This window comes from Acinetobacter sp. FB (genome assembly GCF_056033405.1).
The window spans coordinates 1,808,381-1,833,169 of sequence record NZ_CM148502.1; the positions used below are offsets into that span (position 1 = coordinate 1,808,381).

The 24,789-nt window shown below is 37.8% G+C and carries 22 protein-coding genes; 7 read left to right on the forward strand and 15 right to left on the reverse strand.

Features of this window, described 5'->3' with window-relative positions; all coding sequences use genetic code 11:
- Positions 1–195: 195 nt before the first annotated feature.
- Positions 196–663 (reverse strand): Cys-tRNA(Pro) deacylase, encoded by a 468-nt coding sequence (ybaK, locus tag AC0JIQ_RS08470; protein WP_474201357.1) that lies wholly within the window; start codon positions 661–663, stop codon positions 196–198.
- Between the two features lie 163 nt (positions 664–826).
- On the opposite strand from ybaK, the gene AC0JIQ_RS08475 reads away from it, so the two are divergent.
- The 4 genes from AC0JIQ_RS08475 to AC0JIQ_RS08490 all read left to right on the forward strand — a co-directional run bounded on the left by AC0JIQ_RS08475 (position 827) and on the right by AC0JIQ_RS08490 (position 5,437).
- Positions 827–1,132, forward strand: coding sequence for a hypothetical protein (locus AC0JIQ_RS08475; protein ID WP_050039743.1), 306 nt, complete (start codon positions 827–829; stop codon positions 1,130–1,132).
- A gap of 193 nt (positions 1,133–1,325) precedes the next feature.
- Positions 1,326–2,699: an ABC1 kinase family protein gene (locus AC0JIQ_RS08480; RefSeq protein WP_005216053.1), complete on the forward strand. Its 1,374-nt coding sequence runs from the start codon at positions 1,326–1,328 to the stop codon at positions 2,697–2,699.
- A gap of 236 nt (positions 2,700–2,935) precedes the next feature.
- A complete protein-coding gene (locus AC0JIQ_RS08485) occupies positions 2,936–4,222 on the forward strand; it encodes an acyl-CoA dehydrogenase family protein (RefSeq protein ID WP_474203244.1) in 1,287 nt (428 codons plus the stop codon).
- 15 nt (positions 4,223–4,237) lie between these two features.
- The gene (locus AC0JIQ_RS08490; RefSeq protein ID WP_004662043.1) at positions 4,238–5,437 is read left to right on the forward strand and encodes an acyl-CoA dehydrogenase family protein; all 1,200 of its coding nucleotides are present in this window, start codon (positions 4,238–4,240) and stop codon (positions 5,435–5,437) included.
- Positions 5,438–5,503: 66 nt separating this feature from the next.
- Here AC0JIQ_RS08490 and gorA read toward each other — a convergent pair whose 3' ends face one another.
- Complete coding sequence (gene gorA, locus AC0JIQ_RS08495) at positions 5,504–6,856, reverse strand: glutathione-disulfide reductase (RefSeq protein WP_474201358.1); 1,353 nt, start codon at positions 6,854–6,856, stop codon at positions 5,504–5,506.
- 156 nt (positions 6,857–7,012) lie between these two features.
- The gene (locus tag AC0JIQ_RS08500) at positions 7,013–8,257 is read right to left on the reverse strand and encodes an alkane 1-monooxygenase (protein ID WP_474201359.1); all 1,245 of its coding nucleotides are present in this window, start codon (positions 8,255–8,257) and stop codon (positions 7,013–7,015) included.
- A gap of 190 nt (positions 8,258–8,447) precedes the next feature.
- Here AC0JIQ_RS08500 and AC0JIQ_RS08505 point away from each other — a divergent pair, with 190 nt between their 5' ends.
- Positions 8,448–9,380 (forward strand): cupin domain-containing protein, encoded by a 933-nt coding sequence (locus tag AC0JIQ_RS08505; protein ID WP_474201360.1) that lies wholly within the window; start codon positions 8,448–8,450, stop codon positions 9,378–9,380.
- A 46-nt stretch (positions 9,381–9,426) separates the two neighbouring features.
- Here AC0JIQ_RS08505 and lpxA read toward each other — a convergent pair whose 3' ends face one another.
- The 12 genes from lpxA to rimO form a co-directional block, all read right to left on the reverse strand.
- On the reverse strand, positions 9,427–10,215 hold the full coding sequence (gene lpxA / locus AC0JIQ_RS08510; RefSeq protein WP_474201361.1) for an acyl-ACP--UDP-N-acetylglucosamine O-acyltransferase: 789 nt from the start codon (positions 10,213–10,215) through the stop codon (positions 9,427–9,429).
- Entirely contained in the window at positions 10,212–10,697 is a 486-nt protein-coding gene (fabZ, locus tag AC0JIQ_RS08515) for a 3-hydroxyacyl-ACP dehydratase FabZ (protein ID WP_046739599.1), read from the reverse strand. Before fabZ ends, lpxA begins: the two co-directional genes overlap by 4 nt.
- 6 nt (positions 10,698–10,703) lie before the next feature.
- Complete coding sequence (gene lpxD, locus AC0JIQ_RS08520; protein WP_474201362.1) at positions 10,704–11,774, reverse strand: UDP-3-O-(3-hydroxymyristoyl)glucosamine N-acyltransferase; 1,071 nt, start codon at positions 11,772–11,774, stop codon at positions 10,704–10,706.
- Between the two features lie 3 nt (positions 11,775–11,777).
- Complete coding sequence (locus AC0JIQ_RS08525; protein WP_004662035.1) at positions 11,778–12,278, reverse strand: OmpH family outer membrane protein; 501 nt, start codon at positions 12,276–12,278, stop codon at positions 11,778–11,780.
- A gap of 40 nt (positions 12,279–12,318) precedes the next feature.
- Positions 12,319–14,850: an outer membrane protein assembly factor BamA gene (gene bamA / locus AC0JIQ_RS08530; RefSeq protein WP_474201363.1), complete on the reverse strand. Its 2,532-nt coding sequence runs from the start codon at positions 14,848–14,850 to the stop codon at positions 12,319–12,321.
- 34 nt (positions 14,851–14,884) lie between these two features.
- Positions 14,885–16,240 (reverse strand): RIP metalloprotease RseP, encoded by a 1,356-nt coding sequence (gene rseP, locus AC0JIQ_RS08535; protein WP_474201364.1) that lies wholly within the window; start codon positions 16,238–16,240, stop codon positions 14,885–14,887.
- Positions 16,241–16,245: 5 nt separating this feature from the next.
- Positions 16,246–17,442 (reverse strand): 1-deoxy-D-xylulose-5-phosphate reductoisomerase, encoded by a 1,197-nt coding sequence (ispC, locus tag AC0JIQ_RS08540; protein ID WP_474201365.1) that lies wholly within the window; start codon positions 17,440–17,442, stop codon positions 16,246–16,248.
- Positions 17,443–18,270: a phosphatidate cytidylyltransferase gene (locus AC0JIQ_RS08545; protein WP_474201366.1), complete on the reverse strand. Its 828-nt coding sequence runs from the start codon at positions 18,268–18,270 to the stop codon at positions 17,443–17,445.
- Between the two features lie 2 nt (positions 18,271–18,272).
- Positions 18,273–19,022: a polyprenyl diphosphate synthase gene (gene uppS, locus AC0JIQ_RS08550; RefSeq protein WP_241307547.1), complete on the reverse strand. Its 750-nt coding sequence runs from the start codon at positions 19,020–19,022 to the stop codon at positions 18,273–18,275.
- 4 nt (positions 19,023–19,026) lie between these two features.
- Positions 19,027–19,581 (reverse strand): ribosome recycling factor, encoded by a 555-nt coding sequence (gene frr, locus AC0JIQ_RS08555; protein WP_004662028.1) that lies wholly within the window; start codon positions 19,579–19,581, stop codon positions 19,027–19,029.
- Between the two features lie 77 nt (positions 19,582–19,658).
- Positions 19,659–20,387, reverse strand: coding sequence for a UMP kinase (gene pyrH / locus AC0JIQ_RS08560; RefSeq protein ID WP_004662027.1), 729 nt, complete (start codon positions 20,385–20,387; stop codon positions 19,659–19,661).
- Between the two features lie 51 nt (positions 20,388–20,438).
- Entirely contained in the window at positions 20,439–21,782 is a 1,344-nt protein-coding gene (rimO, locus tag AC0JIQ_RS08565; protein ID WP_474201367.1) for a 30S ribosomal protein S12 methylthiotransferase RimO, read from the reverse strand.
- Between the two features lie 328 nt (positions 21,783–22,110).
- On the opposite strand from rimO, the gene glnL reads away from it, so the two are divergent.
- Both glnL and glnG read left to right on the forward strand, forming a co-directional pair.
- Positions 22,111–23,220: a nitrogen regulation protein NR(II) gene (glnL, locus tag AC0JIQ_RS08570; protein WP_288401794.1), complete on the forward strand. Its 1,110-nt coding sequence runs from the start codon at positions 22,111–22,113 to the stop codon at positions 23,218–23,220.
- Positions 23,207–24,694 carry a nitrogen regulation protein NR(I) gene (glnG, locus tag AC0JIQ_RS08575; RefSeq protein WP_005216038.1) on the forward strand — a complete coding sequence of 496 codons (1,488 nt, stop codon included), beginning with the start codon at positions 23,207–23,209 and terminating at the stop codon, positions 24,692–24,694. Before glnL ends, glnG begins: the two co-directional genes overlap by 14 nt.
- The last annotated feature ends 95 nt before the right edge of the window (positions 24,695–24,789 follow it).

A 24,789-nucleotide genomic window follows, 5' to 3' on the forward strand; every position in this document is an offset into this window, starting at 1 on the left:
AATAGCAATTACAAAATTAACTTGGATTTTCCTACTTAATACTCTGTTTTTTATAGTGAAAAATTTATTTAGATCAACAAAAATACAAAGGATAATAATTCTTATTATCAATTATTTTAATTGTAATTCATTCTTTTATTGTTTTTATAAATCAAATAAAAGGGCTTTATGTTTTAAAGCCCTTTTTTAAAAATATTAACAATCTAAAACATCTGAAAATGTAGCTTCCAGTAACTTAGCTAGATCAATTGGGCTAAGACCAATGTCTAATCCCCTTTTTCCACCACTTACATAAATCTTCTTTAATGATTTCGCTGTTTCATCAATTACGGTTTTGAGTCGTTTTTTCTGCCCTATAGGACTAATTCCACCTACTAAATAACCAGTTAAACGTTCAGCATCTTTTGGATTGGCCATTTGTAACCTCTTACACCCTACTGCTGATGCAACTTTTTTTAAATTTAATTGATAATTCACTGGCAAAACTGCGATGAAATAATTTTTTTCATCGGTGAGCATTAACGTTTTGAATACTTCATCTACATTTAGATTGAGTTTTTCTGCGGCTTCTAAGCCAAAACTTTTTGCATTTACATCATGTTCATATTCATGAATTGTGAATGCTATTTTATTTTTTTCTAATAACTTACAAGCTGGAGTCATTTCTTTTCAGTTCTTTGCTTTAGCGATTAAAGTAGTATAAGTGTAGCATTTAAAAATTAATCATTAAATTTACTTAGGCTATTTTGAGATAAATCTATTCTTGATAAACACTCAATTAACCTCATATATTTGCTAACAGTAAACAGAATGAGCTCAAGCAACGATGAGTTATAAACATAATAATTTGATGGCAATGCGTCAGAATTATTGGGATGATGAGTCATCTCCTACTGTGCAAGAAGAGAAAATTTTTCTTCGGAATACTTTGATTGAAGAAGGTATTTTTAAAGATGCGACTTTAGACGACACCAAGTATTTTTTCTTTACTTTACCCAGTATCATTATTGTGAAAGCTCATGCTTTAGGCTTTCATCATAGTCATGTAAAGCGTATGTTGATTGCTCATATTCATACTAATCGTGCAGCTTTAATGAGAAAATCTACTCTAAAAATTCAGTTTAGGATTTAGGACATCTGTATAGTAAAGCCAAATTTGAAATTTAAATTTCACTTAGGCTATTCTGATTTATTGACCTAATTCACAAATTTAGACTGATAATTCAAGAGATTGAACTATTTTAATACGTTCAAAAGCTGTAATATCCGCTACAATTTAAGTCTCGGCTTTCAACCCTCCGATTTCAGCATAGGATTTTTCTTTCATGTCAGATCAGAACGATAAGCTTAAGAATCTAAAAACCTCCTCTGTAGATCGTCGCTTATCTATTGCAAAAGCCTCTTTACTCGCTGGAACACGTTGGGCGACTGCTAGCGCTACTTCAATTTTTTCTAGTGAAGAAGAAAAAGAGAAAAAGCGTAAAAAAGCCATGGCTGAACAAGCTCATTATTTAGTTTCTGAAATAGGAAAACTAAAAGGATCAATCGTAAAGATTGGTCAAATGATGGCTTTATACGGCGAACATTTCTTACCTGAAGAAATTACACAAGCATTAAATACATTGAACAATCAAACTGTCGCACTTGCTTGGCCTGCAATCAAAGCTCATTTACAAGAACAGTTAGGTTCAAAATTAGATGAACTCACGATTGATCATGAACCAATCGGTACAGCTTCACTTGCCCAAGTTCATCGTGCGACACGTAAATCAGATGGTTTAGAACTGGTTCTTAAAATTCAATACCCTGGTGTGGCGGAAGCAATTGATTCTGACATGAATCTATTTAAGAACATGCTTAAACTCACACGTATGGTGCCACAAACTCGTGAATTTGATCAGTGGTTTGATGAAGTTCGTGAAATGATGCATCGAGAAGTCGACTATGGCATCGAAGCCGCAACGACGCGTAGATTTGCTGATCGGTTAAAGAATGATCCGCGCTATGTGGTACCAGAAATCGTAAATGAATTTTGCTCTGATAAAGTGTTGTGCATGACCTTCGAGCGCGGTGTACCAATCAATAGTCCAGTAATGCTTTCCCTCCCTCAAGAACGTCGTAACCAATTAGGCGAAGCTTCTTTGGAAATTGCAGTACGTGAATTATTTGAATGGGGTGAAATGCAAACTGATCCGAACTTTGGTAATTACCTTGTTCGTTTGGGCAACGGCGATGATGTAAAAGATAAAATCGTTTTACTTGATTTCGGGGCGATTCGTCAATTTGATGACAACTTACTTGCTGTAGCACGGAATCTTATTCATGCAGGTTATGACCATGATAAAACCGCAATGGTCAAAGCTATGACTGGTTATGAGTTTTTTGATGGAATGCCAGAAAGTATAAAACCTGGTATGGCAGATGTGTTCTTGATTGCGACCGAGGCTTTTAGTTGCCCAAGTAATAATCCGAATATGCCAGCTGGTGTAATGGATGACCAAGACCGCTACGATTGGAAAAAAAGCCAACTCCATAGTCGTGTAATGCAACAAGCAGCACAATCAATGGCATCACGTTATTTCTCTGTTCCACCAAAAGAATTTATGTTTATTAGCCGTAAGTTTATTGGTGCATATACGTTTATGACCGTGATCGAAGCAAAGACAAATGTACGAAAAATGATTCGTCAGTTTGCATAAGCGCTATAGCTAAAGTCATTTTGACCAATCTGATTTGTCAGTTTGGTCAATTTTTTTAAAATTTATTTTTCTGATATTTTTTTTATTCATTTAAAAACAATAATATAAAATCTATATACGAATCATTTTACCCTTTATCTTTCTTAATTTAGCACGTCAAACAAGACATAGTTTTTTTGACTAGAGCATGTCAGCATAATTTTACAACCATCCTCTAGGATAAAATCATGTTGAATATGATGAATAAAGCTCAAGGCTTTGGGCTATCTTTGATCACTAAAATCGCAGGAAGCGAAGTATTAGATCAACTCAAATTAAGAAAATTTGTAGAGAAATCATTATATCAAGGATCAAAAACAGGTTTTAAAGTACTGAATAAAACACAAAAAGCTTTTAAACCACAAGCAATTGATAAGCAACGCCTCCCGAATCAAGTTAATAAAAATTTGTTTGATCTCAGCCTTACTGAAGAGCAGCAAATGACTGTCGATGCAATGTCTCAATTCGCTGAAGAAGTTTTATATGCTTTAGCGCATGACGCTGATCATCACGCAGAATTCCCAGAACAACTTTGGCAACATTTGGTCGACTTAGGTCTGAACTACTATGCTTTACCTGAAGCATTGGGTGGAGTTGCCGCTGAACAAAATATTGTGAGTAATATACTCATCGCAGAAAGTTTAGCTAAAGGTGATTTCAGTTTAACAGCAGGTCTGCTCAGCACATTTAGCGTTATTAATGCAATTACCCGTTGGGGTTCAACACAAGTTCAATCGATGTATTTACCTGTATTTGCTGAAGATACTGACGTTACCGCAACATTTGCATTTCAAGAAGCGACACCTGCATTTAATCCATATCACTTAAAAACAACTGCAACTGAAGCAAACGGTCAATTCTACATTACAGGTGAAAAAACCTTAGTTATTCTAGGTGACACTGCGGATGTATTCCTTGTAAGTGCTGCGTTTAACGGTCAACCTGATATTTTTGTTGTGCAGTCAAATGAAACGATTGCAATCAAAGCTAATCCAGCAATGGGATTAAAAGCAACTGAAACAGCAACACTTCAATTCAATCAAACACCAGCTTTACGCTTAGGCGATGCTGATTTTGATTACACTGCATTTGTTGACCTTGGAAACTTAATGTGGTGCGCCATGGCGATTGGTACAGGAGAAGCAATCAAAGCTTACTGTATTAAATATGCCAATGAACGAACTGCTTTTGGCGAACCAATCTCTCATCGTCAAAGTGTTGCTTTCATGATTGCCGATATGGCCATTGAAATTGATGCCATGCGTATGTTGGTTTTAAATGCGGCAAGTTTGGCTGAAGCTGGTAAACCTTTCCACCGCGAGGCCTATCTTGCTCGATTACTTTGTGCCGAAAAATCAATGAAAATCGGTACAGATGGCGTTCAAATCTTAGGTGGTCATGGTTTTACTAAAGAGCATCCTGTAGAGCGTTGGTATCGTGATCTACGCGCGACCGCTATCTTACATTCTGGCTTACATGCGTAATTTTGGAGAAGAAGAATGAACTTACAAAATCCGAAAAAATTTAAAATGTTGGTTGATCAGGCGCATGAAACAGCATTGAATGTATTACGCCCTATTTCACGTAAATATGACAAAGCAGAACATGCATATCCAAAAGAATTAGATATGCTCGCTGCGCTATTAGATGGCATGAATGAAAGTGGCGAAGGTGTCGGTGCAGCCAATGCGAGTAAACGAGGTACAGCAAACCCAGATGCCATTGTGAATGGCGGCAACATGTCTGCAGCGCTTGGCATTATTGAAATGTGTTATGGTGATACAGGCTTACTACTCAGTATGCCACGTCAAGGCTTAGGCAACTCTGCCATTGCAGCAGTTGCAAATGATGAACAACTTGAACGTTTCAAAGGAACTTGGGCTGCTATGGCGATTACTGAACCTGGTTGTGGTTCAGACTCAGCGGCTATTCGTACAACAGCAACCAAAGATGGTGATGATTACATCTTAAATGGTGAGAAAATCTTTGTCACTTCTGGCGATCGTGCAGACTCAGTTGTCGTTTGGGCAACCTTAGATAAAAAGCTTGGTCGTGCAGCAATCAAATCTTTCGTGGTGCCAAAAGGTACGGCTGGCATGAAAGTCGAGCGCCTTGAACATAAACTTGGAATCAAAGCTTCTGACACAGCCGTGATTAGTTTTATTGACTGCCGTGTACCTGCTGCCAATTTATTGGGTAATCCAGAAATTGATGTTGCTAAAGGTTTTGCTGGTGTTATGGAAACTTTTGATAACACTCGTCCACTTGTTGCAGCAATGGCAATCGGTTGTGCAAAGGCATCATTAGAACGTATTAAAGAAATTTTTAAAGATCAGCTTGATCCAGACTACAAAACGCCTTATTTGCAAACATCGAATTTGGCTGCTCAAATCTACCGTATGGAAGCTGAGTGGGAAGCCGCTCGCCTACTTATGATTAAAGCCACATGGATGGCTGACAATAAAAAGCCCAACTCTAAAGAAGCTTCGATTGCTAAAGCAAAAGCTGGGCGTGTAGGTAATGAAATTACTCTCAAATGCGTTGAATTAGCTGCAAGCGTGGGCTATGGTGAAGATGAGTTATTAGAGAAATGGGCACGTGACTCAAAAATCCTTGATATTTTTGAAGGTACACAACAGATTCAACAGCTCATTATTGCTCGTCGTGAATTGGGTAAATCTTCGAGTGAATTGAAATAAATACCCATTTAAACAAAAAATTTAAAAAGGACGTTATTTACGTCCTTTTTATTTTCATATAGCACGTTATCGCATCGTCACAAACTCTTCTGCTGAAGTAGGATGAATTGCTACAGTATTATCAAAGTCTTTTTTCGTCGCTCCCATTTTTAAAGCAATCGCAAAACCTTGCAGAATCTCATCCATGCCAAAACCGATACCGTGAATACCGACAATTTTTTCATTTTCACCCACACAGACTAGCTTCATTTTGGTCGGCTGACGATGTTGCGTAATGGCACTATACATCGCAGTAAATGATGAATTATAAACTTTCACAGCTTGCTGACCATATTTCTCAATCGCTTCTTGTTCAGTTATCCCTATTGTTCCAATCGGAGGATGGCTGAAAACAACCGTTGGAATATTATCGTAATCTAAATGCTCATCTGGCTTATGATTGAATAATCGCTCAGACAATTTACGACCCGCTGCAACTGCGACAGGTGTAAGCTCCATTTTCCCTGTAATATCTCCCACCGCATAAATGCCTGTTTGGGATGTATTTTGGAATTTATCGACTTGAATATATCCTCGATCATCGAGCTGGACATTGGTCTTTTCTAAATTCAAGCTAGCAGTATTTGGCTCTCTACCCGTTGCCCAAATCAAGCAATCGACAGTATGACTTTCGCCACTTTCTAGATGTAATACGACAGAGCCATCGGCATTCTTGGTGATTTTTTTAGGAACAGCTTGTGTATGTATAGTAATTCCATCTGTTTGCATCACTTCAACCAAAGTTTCACTCAAGAAAGAATCAAAACGTCGAACAGGTAGATCTTTACGAATAAATAATCCAACTTGTGAACCTAAAGAATTGAGTACACCTGCCAACTCAACTGCAATATAACCCGAACCAATCACGGCAGTAGTTTTAGGTAAAGCCGTTAGTTCAAAGAAACCATTCGAATCAATGCCATATTCAACACCATCAATATCAGGCAATGATGGCTGTGTCCCCGTTGCAATCAGAATATGATCTGCTGTGAATTTCTCACCGTTGACTTCGATAGTATTTTTATCAATAAAATGAGCCGCACCACCAATAAGATCAATCTTATTATTACTTAGGCTATTTTGATAGGACTGATGAATACGATTGATATAAGCCTGTCTATTGTTAATTAGAGTCTGCCAATCGAAAGATTCAACTTTACTGTTAAAGCCATAATCAGGACCATATTTTTGAATTGATTCAGCAATATGTGCTGCATACCACATGACTTTTTTGGGCACACAGCCGACATTGACGCAGGTGCCACCTATTTCTGCTTTCTCAATGAGAGCACATTTTTTTCCATACATTGCAGCACGGTTAACTGATGCAATTCCACCACTACCACCACCAATCGCAATATAATCATAATGTTTTGTCATTACTGCCTCTTAGGACCAATTACAAAATTATTTTATAAGTATTAGATATACAGCAACGAAGTTCTGAATCCTTATTTTGTTAAAGTTTTAATACAAGAAAATAAAAAGCACCAATCATTTTACTGACCAGTGCTTCGCTATGAGGGAAATTTTTAATTACCCGGTAACAGTAGTCTCTACAGAAACTTGTTCTAAGGATTGATCAACCACACCAAATTTCTTGAAGATCTTTGCGCGACGTTTTGGATAAATATTGGCTTTATTCAAGTCACCTTTATAATGATCAAATACACGTTTATCCATCATTTTTGACCATAATGGTGGAATTAATGCAGGCAATAACATACTTGCATAACCACTTGGTAATTCAGGCGCTTCATCAAAGTGACGTAATGCCTGGAATGGACGTGTCGGATAAGCATGATGGTCAGAGTGACGCTGCAACTGGTACAAAAACAAGTTCGTCACAATATTATTATTGTTCCAGCTATGCTCTGGCATGGTACGCTCATATTTACCATTCTTATCTTTCTGGCGTTTTAGACCATAGTGTTCAATATAGTTAATAATTTCGAACAAACTAATACCATAGAAAGCCTGCGTAGCTAAATAAGGAATCACGCCTTTACCAAACAAACCAATCATTGAACTATGAAAAGCAGCACTCATGCCCCAACCTTGTAGCAATTCATTATCAGCAGACCAGAATTCTTTGCCCTTGCGTTTCAAGCGATTGGTTTCAATTTCAACAGCAGATTTAAAAGAACCAATGACGGTACGTGGCCAAAACTCATAGAACGTTTCACCCATTTGTGAAGATGCTGGATCTTCAGGAGTTGCAGCACGTTTATGATGACCATAAGGATGTTCTACTCGGAAATGGTTATATCCTGTTGGTACGAGTGCTAAATGCGACAAAATATGATCAATACGGTCATGTTTATGGCTGAGTTCATGTGCTGTATTAATCGCAATACCATTCACAGCTCCCATTGAAATACCTAATAAGACTTTATCAATAAATGATGTTTCTTTACGGCTAGATAAATAACATGCATAAACATTCGCCGCATATTGCAATGGGATAAAACTTTTGACTAAGCGAGAGTAATATGGGTCTTTCTCGAGAAGTTTAATATCTTCATCGGTTGGATTATTCGCATCCTTCCCAATAATGGTATCAATTGCTGGGATCACAATATGCAAAACAATTGGCCCACCTAATGCAAAGATTTTTTTCAATGGACGAGGCGCAAATTGATAACCTGCTAAAATACCAATGCCAATTGCAGGTAAAGCTGGGCTAATTGCCCATAAATAACGTTTACGATCCAATTCAGTTTTCGATTTTGGAATGCTTACTGGCGTAAGTTCTTGCTCAACATTTACTGGTGCATTCATCATCTTATCCATGTCTTTGTATATATATGTATATTTTGATGAATAATGAATTTCATGACAGTTGCAAGCGTCCAAAAAACCTATGTGAAAGTCTTTGGCATAATCTTCCATGTTTTTGTCCTAAAAACACATATTGAGTTATTAGGATAGCTCTCTATAATTTACAATGAATACATAATTTAAAAATCATATGGATGCTTTAAGTAAAATATTTGCTGATATTCATTTAAACCATACGGAATATATCTACTTGAAAACTCAAGGAGAATGGAGTTTTACGTGCCAAGATCAAACAGCACTTATCGTATACATTGTTTTAGTTGGTTCAGTTTTCATTCAAATTGATTTACAAAATAGTTTAACTGCTCATGCTGGTGAAATTGTCCTAATTCCTTCTGGAACAGCGCATACGGGTGCAGATAACTCCATCACAAAGCTTGTGAACGCAGTCGATATTTCAAAATTGTTTGATGGACATAAAGAAGATGCTATTGAATTCGGTACAGATTCGTCAGAGAAAAATCTTATTTTAAGTGTTCGTTGTCAGATTGACACCATCATGGCGCGCCCTTTTATTCAAGCGTTACCTTCAATCATTCATATTCAACACGGAGAAAATACAGCACCCGAATGGTTACAAATTGGTTTGCACTTTTTAGCATTAGAGACACAAAATATTCAGGCAGGCAGAGATATTATTATTGATCATCTTGTAAATATTTTATTGATCAAATGTATCAGAGATCATATTCAACAGATCTCAAATCAACATGGATGGCTAAGTGCTTTAAATCACCCTGAGCTCAGCAATAGCCTTGCTGCAATTCATAACCATCCTGAAGATGCATGGACAGTTGAAACCCTTGCAGAACAATGCTGTATGTCACGTTCAAAATTTGCAAGTTTATTTCATGAGGTGATCGGAGAATCTCCCTTGGCTTATCTACAACAACATCGTATGCGCTTAGCGAGCCAATATTTACGTAAAAGTAATTACTCCATTCATCTGATTGCAAATAAAGTGGGCTATTCTTCTGAAACAGCATTTAGCCAAGCATTCAAACGAACTTTTGAAGTATCACCTAAGCAGTATCGACAGCAATTTATTGAAGCAGAAAATTAGAAAATAAAAAAAGACACCTCAGTGTCTTTTTTTATTTTTGTAAATTTTAACGGACAATACCGCGTGTAGACTTTTCGAGTGAATCAATAAACAATTGTGCTTCAGGCGTCTTCGTGAGTATATCGCTACGAATCTGTTCAATCGCTTGCTCGGTGGTTAAACCAGCCTTATAAATCAGCTTATATGCTTCTCTTAAACCCTGAATCGTGTCTCGAGTCCAACCTTTACGTCGCATGCCTTCAATATTCATACCATAAGCATGTGCAGGATTACCAGATGCCATTACGTAAGCGGGAACGTCCTTAAGAATTAAAGCTGCTCCACCAATCATGCTGTATGAATCAATACGGCAGAACTGATGAATACCCGCATTACCACCTACAATAACATGATTACCTACATGGACATGACCTGCAACGCCCACGTTATTGGCAAAAATATTGTGATCACCAATTACACAATCATGCGCAATATGGGTATTCACCATGAATAAGTTATGACTGCCAATTTTTGTTATTGCATTATCCTGAACCGTACCTCTATGCAAAGTACAATGTTCACGAATAAAGTTATTATCCCCTATTTCTAGCCACGTCTCTTCACCTTGATACTTTAAATCTTGGCAAATTTCACCGACACTCGAAAACTGAAAAATATCATTATTTTTTCCAATTTTCGTAAAACCGCCAATTACCACATGTGAACGTAATTTAGTCCCAGCATCAATCTTTACATTCGGACCAACAATACAATAAGGTCCAATTTGTACATCAGATGCAATTTCTGCAGATGGGTCAATAATTGCGGTTGGGTGAATTAGGTTTTGACTAATCATGTCTGCTCAATTTTTTGGTGGGAAATAATGATCTCTGCTGTTGCAGCGACAATACCGTCGACACTAGCCTTACAATTGTACTTGTAAATGCCACGTTTTTGCATCACTAGTTCTGATTTTAAGACAAGCTGGTCACCAGCAACAACTTGTTTCTTAAATCTTACTTTTTCTGCGCCAGCAAATAAGAACAATGATCCTTCTTTTGGCTTTTGATTTGTCAATACAAAGCCTAATATTCCTGAGACCTGTGCAAGAGCTTCAATAATCAACACACCCGGCATAATCGGGTATGTCGGGAAATGCCCTTGCAAAAACTCTTCATTAATAGAGACATTTTTATAGCCGACAATACTATTCTCAGTTATTTCTGTAACTCTATCAACAAGTAAAAAAGGATAACGATGCGGTAAATATTCACGAATCGTAAGAATATCCATGGGTAATTCAGGCATTGTAAATGCTGGAGATGTAGACTCAGTCATAATAAATTATTTACGTAACTTAAAGGTTGATTCAAGGGACTCTAATTGAGCTTGCATATGATCAAGCCTTTTAGTGATTTGGGTCAATGGCACATCTGCTAATTGTCTAAGGCGTACAACAGTTCTTTTCCAGTGACTATTTTCAAATAATCCAATTCCCGAAGAAAAGGTTCCCGCTTCAGAAATACTTTTTGTGACCATTGACATTCCAGTAAGCGTCACATTATTCGCAATATTTAAATGCCCTGCAACTGCACTGCCACCACCGATAATACAGTTTTTGCCAATTCGGACACTTCCAGCGATTGCCGTGTTTGCAGCGATGGCTGTATGTTGATCAATTTGAACATTGTGAGCAATTTGCACAAGGTTATCAATAATGACGCCATCTGCTAAAATTGTGTCATCTAATGCGCCACGATCAATACTAGAATTTGAACCAATACGGACATCATTTCCGATTCTTACTGAACCGAGTTGAGCAATACGGTGCCATTTTCCTTGATAAGGTGCAAAACCAAAACCTTCTGATCCAATCACCGTATTCGCATGAATACGAACCCGATCTTTTAACTTTGCACCACCAGTAATCGTGACATGCGCATCAATGAAACAGTCATTACCAATTTCAACATCATCATCAATAAAAGCATGTGCTTGGATAATTGTATTATGTCCAATAACGCAATGCTCACCAATGACAACATAGTGCCCTATATAAGCATTATCAGCCACAATCGCAGAAGGATGAATTTGAGCAGTACTTTCGATACCTCTTTGAGAAATTTTCTTCTCAAATAAATGTGTAAGAGTTGCAAAAGCAAGATAAGGATTTTCTACAACGATAAAATTTTGCTTCGATGCTAATTGTTGTTTTAATGCAGTTGTCACAATATAAACACCTGCTTCGCTTGCTTCAGCTTGTGCTAAATATTTTTCACCATTTACAAAACAAATATGATGATTTTGTGCCTGTTCCAAACTAGACAAATTAGAAATTTTAAAATCTTTATCACCAAAAAGCCCACCTTTTACAAGATGAGCTATTTCTTCTAAACGATAAGTACGTCTATTCATTGATTATTTCAGTGCGTTAACCTTTTGAATCATTTTATCAGTTAAATCATACTGAGCGTCAGAGGCAATTGTTGAATTTTTATTCAAAATAAGATCTAAATTATTTTCTTTTCTTAATTGCTCAGCTGCTTGCTTCACTTTTCCTTCAAATGCAGTGTTCATTGACTGTAATGTAGACTGTACTTTAGTCTGTAAACCCTGTTGAGTTGTATTGAACTCATTTAATTTGGCTTGATACAGTGCAGTCATCTTTTGAATATCAGCTTGATTCATCTTAGGACCATCGGTTTGCGCTTTTTGCTGCATAGTTTCCAATTCTTTACCTAATTGTTCTAATCGCGTCGATGTTGGCTTAACTGATTGGCCAAGAGCAGCATTTTGTTGTTTAAGATATGTGCTACTTTCAACTACGCGAGCTAGATCAACAACACCTATACCAGCAGCATTCGTCATAGCAGAAACCGTTAAACCTAAGCCTAACATCAACATCGTTAATTTTTTCATTATTTCGTCCTTTTATATTTTAAGAGCTTAAGGGCCGTACTTAGAAAGTACGACCAATTTCGAATTGAATAGATTTGGTATTATCGCCACTCTTATCATTAAGCGGATAAGCATAACTTAATGATAATGGACCAATCATCGTAATCCATGTGAAACCTGCACCAACGCTATAACGCATATTGCCAAAATCAAACTTGTAGTTATCATTACAATATTGTTTGATATCAACAGTACTAGTACCTACTAATATATTACCATTTGGTACATTACATTGCGTATCAAATACTTGAGCACCCTCAGCAAAAAGTACAGGTCGAACTTGACGTGTCCAATCGCCCTTAAATGGTAAAGGTAATGCTAACTCTGTTCCAAATTGAACTAAAGCATTCCCACCAACTTCTTCTGGGCTCGGGTCATTTTTACCAGTTGCTTGGAAAATTACACTTGGGTATTTAGGTCCGAGTGAGCTATTGTCATAACCACGAACAGATCCATAACCACCAGCATAGAAGTTTTTATAGAATGGTAGGTCATTACCATAACCTAATTTACCATACCCTCTAAGTACAAATCCCATAGGCAATGATTTGAATGCCTGAGCATCATAAGTCAGTTTCTGATAGTCAACATCACTACCAGGAAGTCCTACTTCTAGACCAACACGGTGCGACATACCTGAAGTTGGGAAAAGCGGTCTATTTAAAGTATTATATGACCAACCTAAGTTTAAATTATAAGTTAAGAATGTACCTTCAAAAGCACTATCGTAGTTCTTAAAACCACCCTTACATGTATTTGGAATTGGCTTTGGAACAGTAGGATTATCTGGATCTATTTCTGTTTCACTTTCTCCGCTTGGACACCAAGTGGATTGAGCTGTTGCTTTACCGCCATTTGCGAGCAAGTAATCACGAATATAAGTAGATACATTCGGACCTGTTCTCACTTTAGTCTGATCAATACCTAAAGAAGCACTAATACTCTGATTTTCATCAATTGGATAACCAAAACTTAAACTACCACCGACACTATCAGTAACATAGTTATTAACGTTATAGTTCTCACTTAACTTCGTTTTTCGATAATAAACGTTGTAACCACGACTCACGCCATCAATAGTAAAATATGGATCAGTTACACTTAAGTTATAATAGTCTTGTGTTTCAGAACGAGATAAATCAATCGCAACACGGTTTCCAGTCCCCATAAAGTTGGTTTGGCTTAAACCTGCTTGGAAAGTAATACCACCATTCTGAGAATAACCAACAGCAAGTGTCGTTGTACCTGAATGTTGCTCTTCCACATTTACATTTAAATCTACTTGGTCAGGAGAGTTAGGTACACGAACTGGCTTTACATCAACAGTTTTAAAGAAACCTGTTCGTTCTAAACGCACTTTAGATAAATCAATTTTTTCATTGCTTGCTAAAGCACCTTCCATTTGGCGCATTTCGCGACGTAATACTTCATCCGCTGTTTTACTATTTCCAGTAAAGTTAATACGACGAACTGTTACTTGCTGACCAGGGTTAATATAATAATTTAGATTCACAATCCCTGTTTGATTATTAATTTCAGGTACAACATTCACTTCTGCATAGTAATAACCTGCATTACCATACTTACGTAGTAGCAATTGCTTAACGGCATTTACTTTTTCTTGTGAATAAGTTTCACCATCTTTATATAATTTTAGTGCTTTTAATTCTTCAGGTTTATAGAGTGCATCGCCTAAGAATTTGGTTTCACCAAACTTAAACTGACTACCTTCATCAACTGAGACCTCAATGAAAATGTGTTTTTTATCTTCACTGATGTTGAGTTGTGAATTGATAATATTAAAGTTGATATAACCTTTATTTAGATATAGAGCTCGTAACGCTTCTAAGCTTGCTGCCATTTTTTCACGTGCATAGCGATCATTACGTGTAACAATAGAAGCCCAACCGCTTTCTTTAACTGCAAAAGCTTGCTTAATATCACTATCACTAAATACAGTATTACCAATGATATTAATATCAAATACTTTTGCAGCAGTACCTTCATTAAAATTAAGCTTGAGCTCAACACGGTTATTTGGTCTAGCAACCGTATCAATCGTTACATCTGCATCATAACGACCTTGCTGAGTATATTGCTGTTCAAGCTCAGTCTCAATAATCTGTAATGCAGATTTCTTAAAAACTTCGCCTTCAGCAATACCCATCTTTTTTAAGCCTTGTTCTAAGGCTTCTTTAGGGATAAGTTTATTACCTTTGAATTCCAATTTTGAAATGATTGGACGCTCTACAACTTTAAACACCAATACGTCTTTTTCTTTATAAGCTTTAATGTCATCAAATAGACCTGAAGCATATAAAGTACGGATCGCCTCAGCAATCATTGGATCACTTACTCTATCGCCACTATTTATTGGTAACATAGAATAGATACTTGCAGGTGTTAAACGCACGAGGCCATCAATTCGTATATCTTGTGCAAGAAACTCATCTGCTGCGTATGCTTGTTGTACCACTGCCATCGCACTAACCAGTGCCAAAGGCATTAATAAATGTGTGTGACGCATGCCCATATATTTTCCAGTAAGTTAAATTCCGTTTGCGTTTTTATAAACGCATGAAGTCGTTAAATAAAGCCAAAAGCATCATGCTACCGAGCAGTACCATACCAACTTTTAGACCAAACATCTGTATTTGTTCAGAAACAGGTTTACCACGTATTGCTTCAATAAAGTAATAAACTAAATGACCGCCATCAAGCATCGGAATTGGTAATAAATTTAAAATTCCCAAACTAACACTCATCAATGCCATAAAAGAAATAAAGGTTTGCCACCCCATTTCAGCACTCTGTCCTGCAACTTTAGCAATCGTAATAGGACCTGATAAGTTATCCAATCCAATCAGTCCACGTACCATTTTAGTAATCGAACTAAAAATCATACCTGACAATTGTGTTGTTTTTTCAACAGCAACCCCAAAAGCTTCTACAGGTGAATACTGAATGGTTTGTTTATATTCATTCGGAATTGTTATTTTACCTGCATCACTTTTTACTCCAAGAACACCACTCATATTACCCATATTGTCACGTTGACCTTGAGGCATCACTCGTAAATGAACCAGTTTGCCTTGACGTAGCACATCAATATTTAAGAGTTTTTCAGGTGAATTTTGTACAACATCAACGACATCAAACCAATCTTTCATTGCAACGTTATTAATCGCAACAATTTTGTCTCCGACTTTCATACCTTGACGTATTGCAGCACCATCAGTACTCAGTTCTTTTACAATCGCTGGAATCACAGGACGATAAGGTAAAAACCCTAACTCATCCAAAGGCGATTGGCTCTGATCTTTTAGAAAATCTTTAATCGGTAAACTAAACTGTTTTTCAGTTCCAGTACGCTCAACAACAATTGAAACTTGACCTGTCTCTCCAACACGATTAACTAAAGCGTAGTTTAGTTTTTCCCATGTTGGTGTTGTTTGACCATCAACCATTACTACTTTATCGCCAACATGTAAATCGACTTGGGCAGCAGGTGTATTGGGCATGATTTTGCCAATACGGGTATTTAGTTGTTCTTGAGCTGGTAAAAACAAAATCCAAAACAATAAAACAGCAAAAATAAGATTAATCAGCGGCCCAGCAGCAACAATTGCAATACGTTTCCAAGGTGACTGACGATTAAACGCATAAGGTAAATCTTGCTCTGCAACATTACCTTCACGTTCATCAAGCATTTTAACGTAACCACCTAACGGCAATGCTGAAAGCTGGTATTGTATACCTGATTTTTTCGATTGCCATTTAAGCAAAGTGGGTCCAAAGCCAATAGAATAGACTAAAACTTTAACACCTAATTTACGTGCGACCCAATAATGACCAAACTCATGAATCGCAATCAGTGGGCCTAACAATAAAATCGCTGCAACAATCATAAATAGTGCGCTCATACGATTTAACCCCCCATACCCACGATGTACTTCTCTGCGATACCTCTTGCGATCATATCAGTCTGCAAAATGATGTCTATGCTTTCTGCTTTAGCATTTTGTACAGCTTGTAAAGTATGCTCGACCACTTGCGTAATTTCAGTAAATCGAATTTGTCCTTTTAAAAATGCAGCAACCGCGATTTCATTGGCAGCATTCAAAATTGTAGGCGCCAGCCCACCCGCACGCATTGCTTGACGAGCTAAATTTAAAGCTGGGAACTTAATAATATCAGGAGCCTGAAAATTTAATTGAGCTGTTTCAAACAGATTTAAAGCAGGAACATCCGTCATTAAGCGTTGCGGCCATGCCAATGCGTGCGCAATTGGCGTACACATGTCTGGGTTACCCATTTGTGCCAAAGTTGATCCATCCACATATTGCACCATGGAATGAATAATACTTTGTGGATGAACAACAACTGTAACAAAATGTTCTGATATTGAAAACAAATGACACGCTTCGATCAATTCCAAACCTTTATTCATTAAAGTCGCTGAATCTACCGAAATTTTCTGCCCCATAGACCAATTTGGATGCTTACAAGCCTGTTGAGGCGTTACATGATGTAATTGTTCTAAAGAATGATTAAGAAATGGACCACCAGAAGCTGTTAATAAAACCTGAGACACACCAAGTTGTGGCTCACCTGTTCTCTCAATCTGTAAATAATTGTGTGGTAATGACTGAAAGATCGCATTATGCTCAGAATCGACAGGAAGCAATAATGCATTATGATCACGTGCTGCCTGCATCATGATGTCACCTGACATCACTAAGGCTTCCTTATTTGCAAGTAACACACGTTTGCCTGCTTTGACTGCGGCAAGTGTTGGTAATAAACCAGCAGCACCTACAATTGCAGCCATAACAATATCAACTGCATCATGTTCAGCAATCGCTATCAAACCTGCTTCATCTGTTAAAATTTCAATATTTTTTAGGTTTTCTTTATTTAAACGCTGCTCTAGTTCTAAAGCTTTTATTTTCGGAACTACTACTATTTTAGGGCTGTATTTTTTACATATTTCTACCAGTTCATCTAAACGACTATATGCAGAAACCGCATAAACAGAGTATTGGTCTGGGTGTCGTGCCAATACTTTTAAGGTACTTTGCCCAATAGAGCCCGTAACACCCAATATACAAACAGCCTGTGTCATTTATAGATCTACACCAATAAGTTTTACCAATACATACATACCAGTTGCAAAAATAGGCGCGGCAGCAAGAAGTGAATCAATTCGATCTAATACTCCACCATGCCCAGGAAGTACACGCCCTGAGTCTTTAATGCCTGCACGACGTTTGATCATTGACTCAAACAAGTCACCTAATACTGATGCAAAAACGGTAATAATAGAAAGAATCAGGAATAAGATAAGCTGTATTACAGTTAAGTTTAAATAGAGATATTGTACAACCAACATAATCACAACTGTTGTTGCTATACCACCATACAATCCCTCAACCGATTTATTTGGGCTTACTGTAGGAGCAAGTTTTCTTTTACCAAATTTACGACCAACAAAATATGCACCACTATCTGCCCCCCAAACTAACAAGAACAAATACATCAGCCACCAAGGTGAGCTATGCCAAACCGCATAAAGCGCAGTCACTGCTGCAGAAATTAGAATAAAACCAATTGCATATAATGATACATTGTACCAATTATCTGATTCTGGAAAGCTTTTAACCCAGTAAATACTACCTAGCCACGTAAGAATAGATGCTGCCCATAGCAACAATGCAACATCATCAAAAAATAATGCGAGTGTTGAAACCGATGCTACACATATACCATATATCCAAGCCTTAGGTTTTGAAACAATAGCTTCTTTATGAGGCATAAGCTTAAACCACTCATAGCCTGCAACCCCAGCTGCTAAAATCATAAGCACAAACATTGGATAATGTGATTGCGTCGCAAACATGCAACTTAAAACAACAGCAACTAACACCAATGCGGTAATAATCCGCTCTAACATTATTAATTCTCTATTTTCGCTTGTTGAATCTGTTCTGTCGTCTTACCGAAACGTCGTTCACGTCCTGAAAAAACACGAAATGCGTAATCCAACTCTTCGACTGTAAACTCTGGCCATAAAGTTTCTGTAAAATACAATTCTGCATATGCAGCTTGCCACAATAAGAAATTTGAAAGGCGATAATCCCCCCCTGTACGAATCAATAAATCCACAGCAGGCAGGTCATTTAGACTGACATATTTATCAAATAAATCAACATTTATATGATTTGTTTGAACTTTCCCAGCAAGAACATCTTGAGCAATACATTTTGCAGCATGGGCCATGTCCCACATACCACCATAGCTAATCGCAATAGTTAAGGTCATAGAATCAAAGGCTGCTGTTTTTTGTTCTGCATATTGCATCAAATCACTTAAATGATCTGAGAGACGTGATCGGTCACCAATAAAGCGTAGAGCAATATTAAATTTTTCCATACGCGGAAGTTGCTCATGAATCGTATCTTCTAACAACTTCATGAGTAAATCGACTTCATACTGTGGTCGATTCCAGTTTTCACTTGAAAATGCAAAAACCGTTAATGCTTTTACGCCGACACTTTTACAATGCTCGACAATCGGATCCAAGACATTTTTGCCTTCACGATGCCCATCACCTTTTTGCATTTGCATCTTTTTGGCAAAGCGATTGTTGCCATCCATAATGATGGCAACATGCTGAGGAAGAAGTTGATCTTCTTGCAAGGTCATAAAATTAGACCTTCATTAATTCAGCTTCTTTCGCAGCCAAACGCTTTTCTACTTCAGCAACGAATTTATCCGTAATTTTCTGAATATCCTCTGATGCACGGCGATCATCATCTTCAGAAATTTCTTTTTCTTTCAACAAAGCTTTGATATCACCTAATACATCACGACGAATGTTTCGAATTGCAACTTTTGCATTCTCAGCTTCAGTACGTGCAACTTTTTGCATATCGCGACGTGTTTCTTCAGTCAATGCAGCCATTGGCACACGAATTGCGTCTGCTGTAATAGGGTTCAATCCCAAACCAGCTTCACGAATTGCTTTGTCAATTGCTGAAACCATTGAACGCTCAAATGGTTGTACTAAGAGTGTACGCGAGTCTTCAAGTCCTACGTTTGCAACTTGGTTTAATGGTACATCAGAACCATAGTAAGGAACCATCACACCATTTAAAATAGATGGGTGCGCACGTCCAGTACGAACTTTTGCAAAACCTTGCTCCAAAGAGTCAAGTGTTTTATTCATGCGCAGTTCGCTATCTTTTTTGAGATCGTTAATCATATGATCTTCCTTACTTATTCATTAGGTATTACAAAATATTTAGACATTAGTATAAAGCGCTTTATGGCTCACGTACATTAATTCGTAACGTGAGTACCCTCTTTTTCACCCATTACAACAGAAAGTAAAGCACCCGATTTATTCATATCGAATACTTGTAATGGGACATTATGATCACGGCATAAGCAAATTGCGGTAAGATCCATTACACCTAACTTTTCATCAAGTACTTGATCGAAAGTTAAATTATCATACTTAACCGCATCATCATATTTACTTGGATCTTTATTATAAACACCATCAACTTTAGTTGCTTTTAAGATGAGGTTTGCTTCAATTTCAATACCACGTAAGCAAGCAGCTGTATCAGTTGTAAAGAATGGATTACCTGTACCCGCAACAAATACACAAACTTCGCCTTGGCTTAGGTGGCGAATTGCATCACGACTTGAGTAAGACTCAACAACTGTGCCAATTGGAAGTGCAGACATTAAACGTGTTTTGATATTACGGCGCACTAATGCATCACGCATTGCCAAACCATTCATTACAGTTGCCAACATCCCCATTTGGTCACCTGTTACGCGACCAACAAGACCATCTTTTTGTAACTGACTACCACGATATAAGTTACCGCCACCAACAACAATACCAACCTGCACACCCAAACCAACCAAGTGTGCAATTGAAAGTGACATCTGATCTAATACTTGGGCATCAATACCCATATCTTTATTGCCTGCTAAAGCTTCACCAGAAAGCTTTAGCAAGATTCGTGCATAACGTGGATTTTTAGAAGCTGACATACCTTTACTCCAAACCGACCAATCTCAAAATTTCTTCAATTTAATTCAATATCAAGCTGATTTAATCTGAATCAACTTAGCAAATAAATCATATTCATCCGCATCCGTGATTTCGACTTCGAGTAAATCACCCGCTTTAATCACACTCTTATCAATATCTTCAACAAATACGTTGCCATCGATTTCTGGTGCATCTGCATATGAACGCGCAACAGCAACTGGAAATTCTTCTTCCAAGCTATCAACCAATACTGTCATCGTCTGACCAATACGCTTTTGTAGTTTGGCAGCAGAAATCGCTTGCTGAACTTCCATGAAACGCTCATAACGATCTTGCTTGATCTCTTCTGGCACATGATCAGGAAGATCATTTGCTGTCGCACCCTCTACTGGCGAATAAGTAAAACAACCCACGCGATCTAATTGAGCTTCTTTTAACCATTCTAATAGAATTTGGAAATCTTCTTCAGTTTCACCAGGGAAACCCACAACAAAAGTTGAGCGAATCACCAATTCAGGGCATTTTTCACGCCACAATTTCAGACGCTCTAATGTATTTTCACTATGAGCAGGTCGCTTCATCAATTTTAAAATGCGCGGACTGGCATGCTGAAAAGGAATATCTAAATATGGCAGGATTTTTCCTTGTGCCATTAGGTCAATGACTGCATCGACATGTGGGTAAGGATAGACATAATGTAAACGCACCCAAATACCAAGCTGACCAAGTGCTTCACACATATCATAGAACTTAGTTTTTACAGGTTGACCATTCCAAAAGTCCAATTTGTATTTGGTATCGACACCATAAGCAGAAGTATCTTGGGAAATAACCAATACTTCTTTTACACCAGCACGTTTGAGTGCTGCTGCTTCATTTAAAACACTACCCACAGGACGAGAAACTAAATCACCACGCATACTTGGGATAATGCAGAAAGTACAGCGATGGTTACAACCTTCTGATATTTTTAAATAAGCATAATGTTTTGGTGTTAGACGCACACCTTGTTCTGGGACTAGATCAATAAATGGGTTATGTTTTGGAGGAGCTGGTACATATTCATGTACAGCCTCCATTACATCTTGATAAGCTGCCGCCCCTGTAACTTTAAGCACATTTGGGTGCATTTGACGAATTTTATCTTCATCTTTACCTAAGCAACCAGTAACGATCACACGACCGTTTTCGTTCATGGCTTCGCCAATGGCATCTAAAGACTCTTGCACTGCAGATTCAATAAAACCACAGGTGTTAACAACAACCAAATCTGCACCGTCGTAATCTGATGCAACTTGATAACCTTCAGTCTTTAACTGAGTTAAAATTCGTTCAGAATCTACCAATGCCTTAGGACAACCTAAAGATACAAAACCGACTTTGGGGGTCTTCATGAATCTGCGCTCCACTTGAATCGGCGTATTGTATGACTTTTCTTTGCTGCCGCATAGCTACAAAGCCATCTCTTTGTGTAATGCACCAAAATACAACCAAAATTTTAAACAAACCCCAACAACGCACCATTTTAAAGCATGATAAAATATTGAAATAACTCAATCTATGTGAAAAATACAGCATAAACTCATTATTTATGAATTAAGTTATTGAAAATTAGCTAATACGAAGTTGGCTTGCATTTTGCATTAAATACATTTCAGAAGTTAATGGCTATTCATCTACATTGATATTTATTGCGCCATTTTAAAACAGGACGATTCACAAATGGATCAACATAACACTATCGACTATCGACTGCTCGTAGATAATCTGACCACTGCCATATTATTGGTCGATAGTAAACTCAATATTTTTTATTTAAATTCGGCTTGTGAAGCATTATTCGATGTTAGTTTACTTCGCGCATCAGGTCAGCCTGTGCTCAATCTACTCCATGCACATGACGATGCATTTAATACACATGAAGCTTTATTAAATACATTAGAAAGCGGACAACATTACACACGCCGCGAAGCTGTAATTAATGTGAATTTTAAACCAATCCATGTGGATTATACGGTCTCACAACTAAATGCAGGTAAAAGTTATCACCCACTTTTATTAATCGAACTCAATCCAATTGATCGAATGTTGAAAATTTCTAAAGAAGAAAATTTAGTACAACAACATCAAGTCGCGCGCCAACTAGTCCGTGGCGTGGCACATGAAATAAAAAATCCTTTAGCGGGCATTCGTGGTGCAACACAATTACTTGCTCGCAGCTTAAATGATGAAAGCTATCGTGAGTTTACCGACATTATTATTAGTGAAGTCGATCGCCTAACCAATCTCGCAGATACCATGCTTGGTTCACGTCAATTACCAAGCTATGAGCTAGTTAATGTGCATGAACCTTTAGAGCGCGTTCGTTCACTTATTGTGAACCAAACGAAGAAAAAAATTAAGATTACTCGTGATTACGACCTGTCTTTACCTGATGTGATGGCTGACCGTGATCAACTGATTCAAGTTATGCTCAATATCAGCGTAAATGCTGTGCAAGCCATGACTGAAAATAAAGATTTTTTTGTTGATTCAGAACCAGAGCTGATTTTAAGAACGCGCATTCAACGCTTAGTCACAATTAACGGTGTTCTGAATCGCTCATCGATAAGAATTGATATTGAAGATAATGGACCAGGTGTTCCAGAAAGCATATTAGAGTCTGTATTTTACCCTCTTGTTACTGGACGAGCGAAAGGTACAGGACTTGGCCTCAGTATCGCGCAAAACATTATGCATCAACACAACGGAATGATCGAGTGTCAATCCGTTCCAGGAAAAACCATATTTAGTTTATATTTACCTTGGGAGTCAGACCGTGTCACGAAATAAAATTTGGGTAATTGATGATGATCGTGCCATGCGTTGGGTACTCGAAAAAACTTTTAAAGAAGAAGGTTTTGACGTCACCAACTTTGAAGAAGCACAAACAGCGCTCGAACGTTTGCATGATGCTGCACCCGATGTCATTTTGACAGATATTCGTATGCCTGGAATTGATGGCTTAACTTTCTTATCTAAAGTTAAAAACACGCACCCAGATCTACCTGTCATCATCATGACAGCACATTCTGATTTAGAATCTGCTGTCTCAAGTTACCAAACTGGTGCATTTGAGTATTTACCAAAACCATTTGATATCGATGAAGCTTTAGCATTAGTTAATCGTGCTATTTTACACATCAACAAATTGCAACAACAAGAAGCAACCAAAGCAACGACGCCGCTACAATCAACCGAAATTATTGGTGAATCACCTGCAATGCAGGAAGTGTTTCGTGCAATTGGACGTCTATCTCAATCCCATATCACGGTTCTTATAAATGGTGAATCAGGTACTGGTAAAGAACTTGTCGCACATGCATTACACAAGCACTCACCTCGTCGCGCCAAACCATTTATTGCACTCAACATGGCCGCTATTCCAAAAGACTTAATTGAAACTGAGTTATTTGGGCATGAAAAAGGTGCATTTACAGGTGCAAATACTCAGCATCAAGGTCGCTTTGAGCAAGCCAACGGCGGTACATTATTTCTTGATGAAATTGGTGATATGCCTTTTGAAACACAAACACGCTTACTTCGCGTCCTTGCTGATGGCGAGTTCTACCGTGTTGGTGGACATATTCCAGTTAAAGTTGATGTCCGAATTGTAGCAGCAACTCACCAAGACTTAGAAAAGTTGGTGAACGAAGGGCGTTTCCGTGAGGACTTGTACCATCGCCTTAATGTGATTCGCATTCATATTCCGAAACTTGCTCATCGTAGTGAAGATATTCCTATGCTTGCGCAACATTTCTTGGCGCGTGCAGGTAAAGAATTAGGTGTTAGTCCTAAAATCTTGCGTACAGAAACAACTGACTATATGCAGCAACTCCCTTGGCCAGGTAACGTTCGTCAATTAGAAAATACTTGCCGTTGGTTAACAGTAATGATTACTGGACGTGAAGTCTATCCAGAAGATCTGCCTGCTGAGCTAAAACAAGTTGCTATACAGAAATCGACGAATGATGCATCAGCTACAAGCCCAGCTTTAGTTGAAAGAATTGCTGTACATCATTGGGATGAGCTACTAGCTCAATGGGCGATTCAAAAGTTAAAAAATGGCGAAATGAAAATTTTAGATATCGCGACACCAATGTTTGAGCGCACTTTGATTAATGCAGCCCTACAACAAACACGTGGTCGCAAACGTCATGCAGCTGAACTTTTAGGTTGGGGCCGTAACACGCTTACACGCAAACTTAAAGAGCTTGGCATGGATTCAACAGACGATGATGAAGACGATGAAGTTCGTTCAGCATAAATCATAAATAGTCCATAAAAGCGAGTAATGATCACATTACTCGCTTTTTTACATTGAGATGTTTAGATACATGATCTAATGCCATAGCCATACAA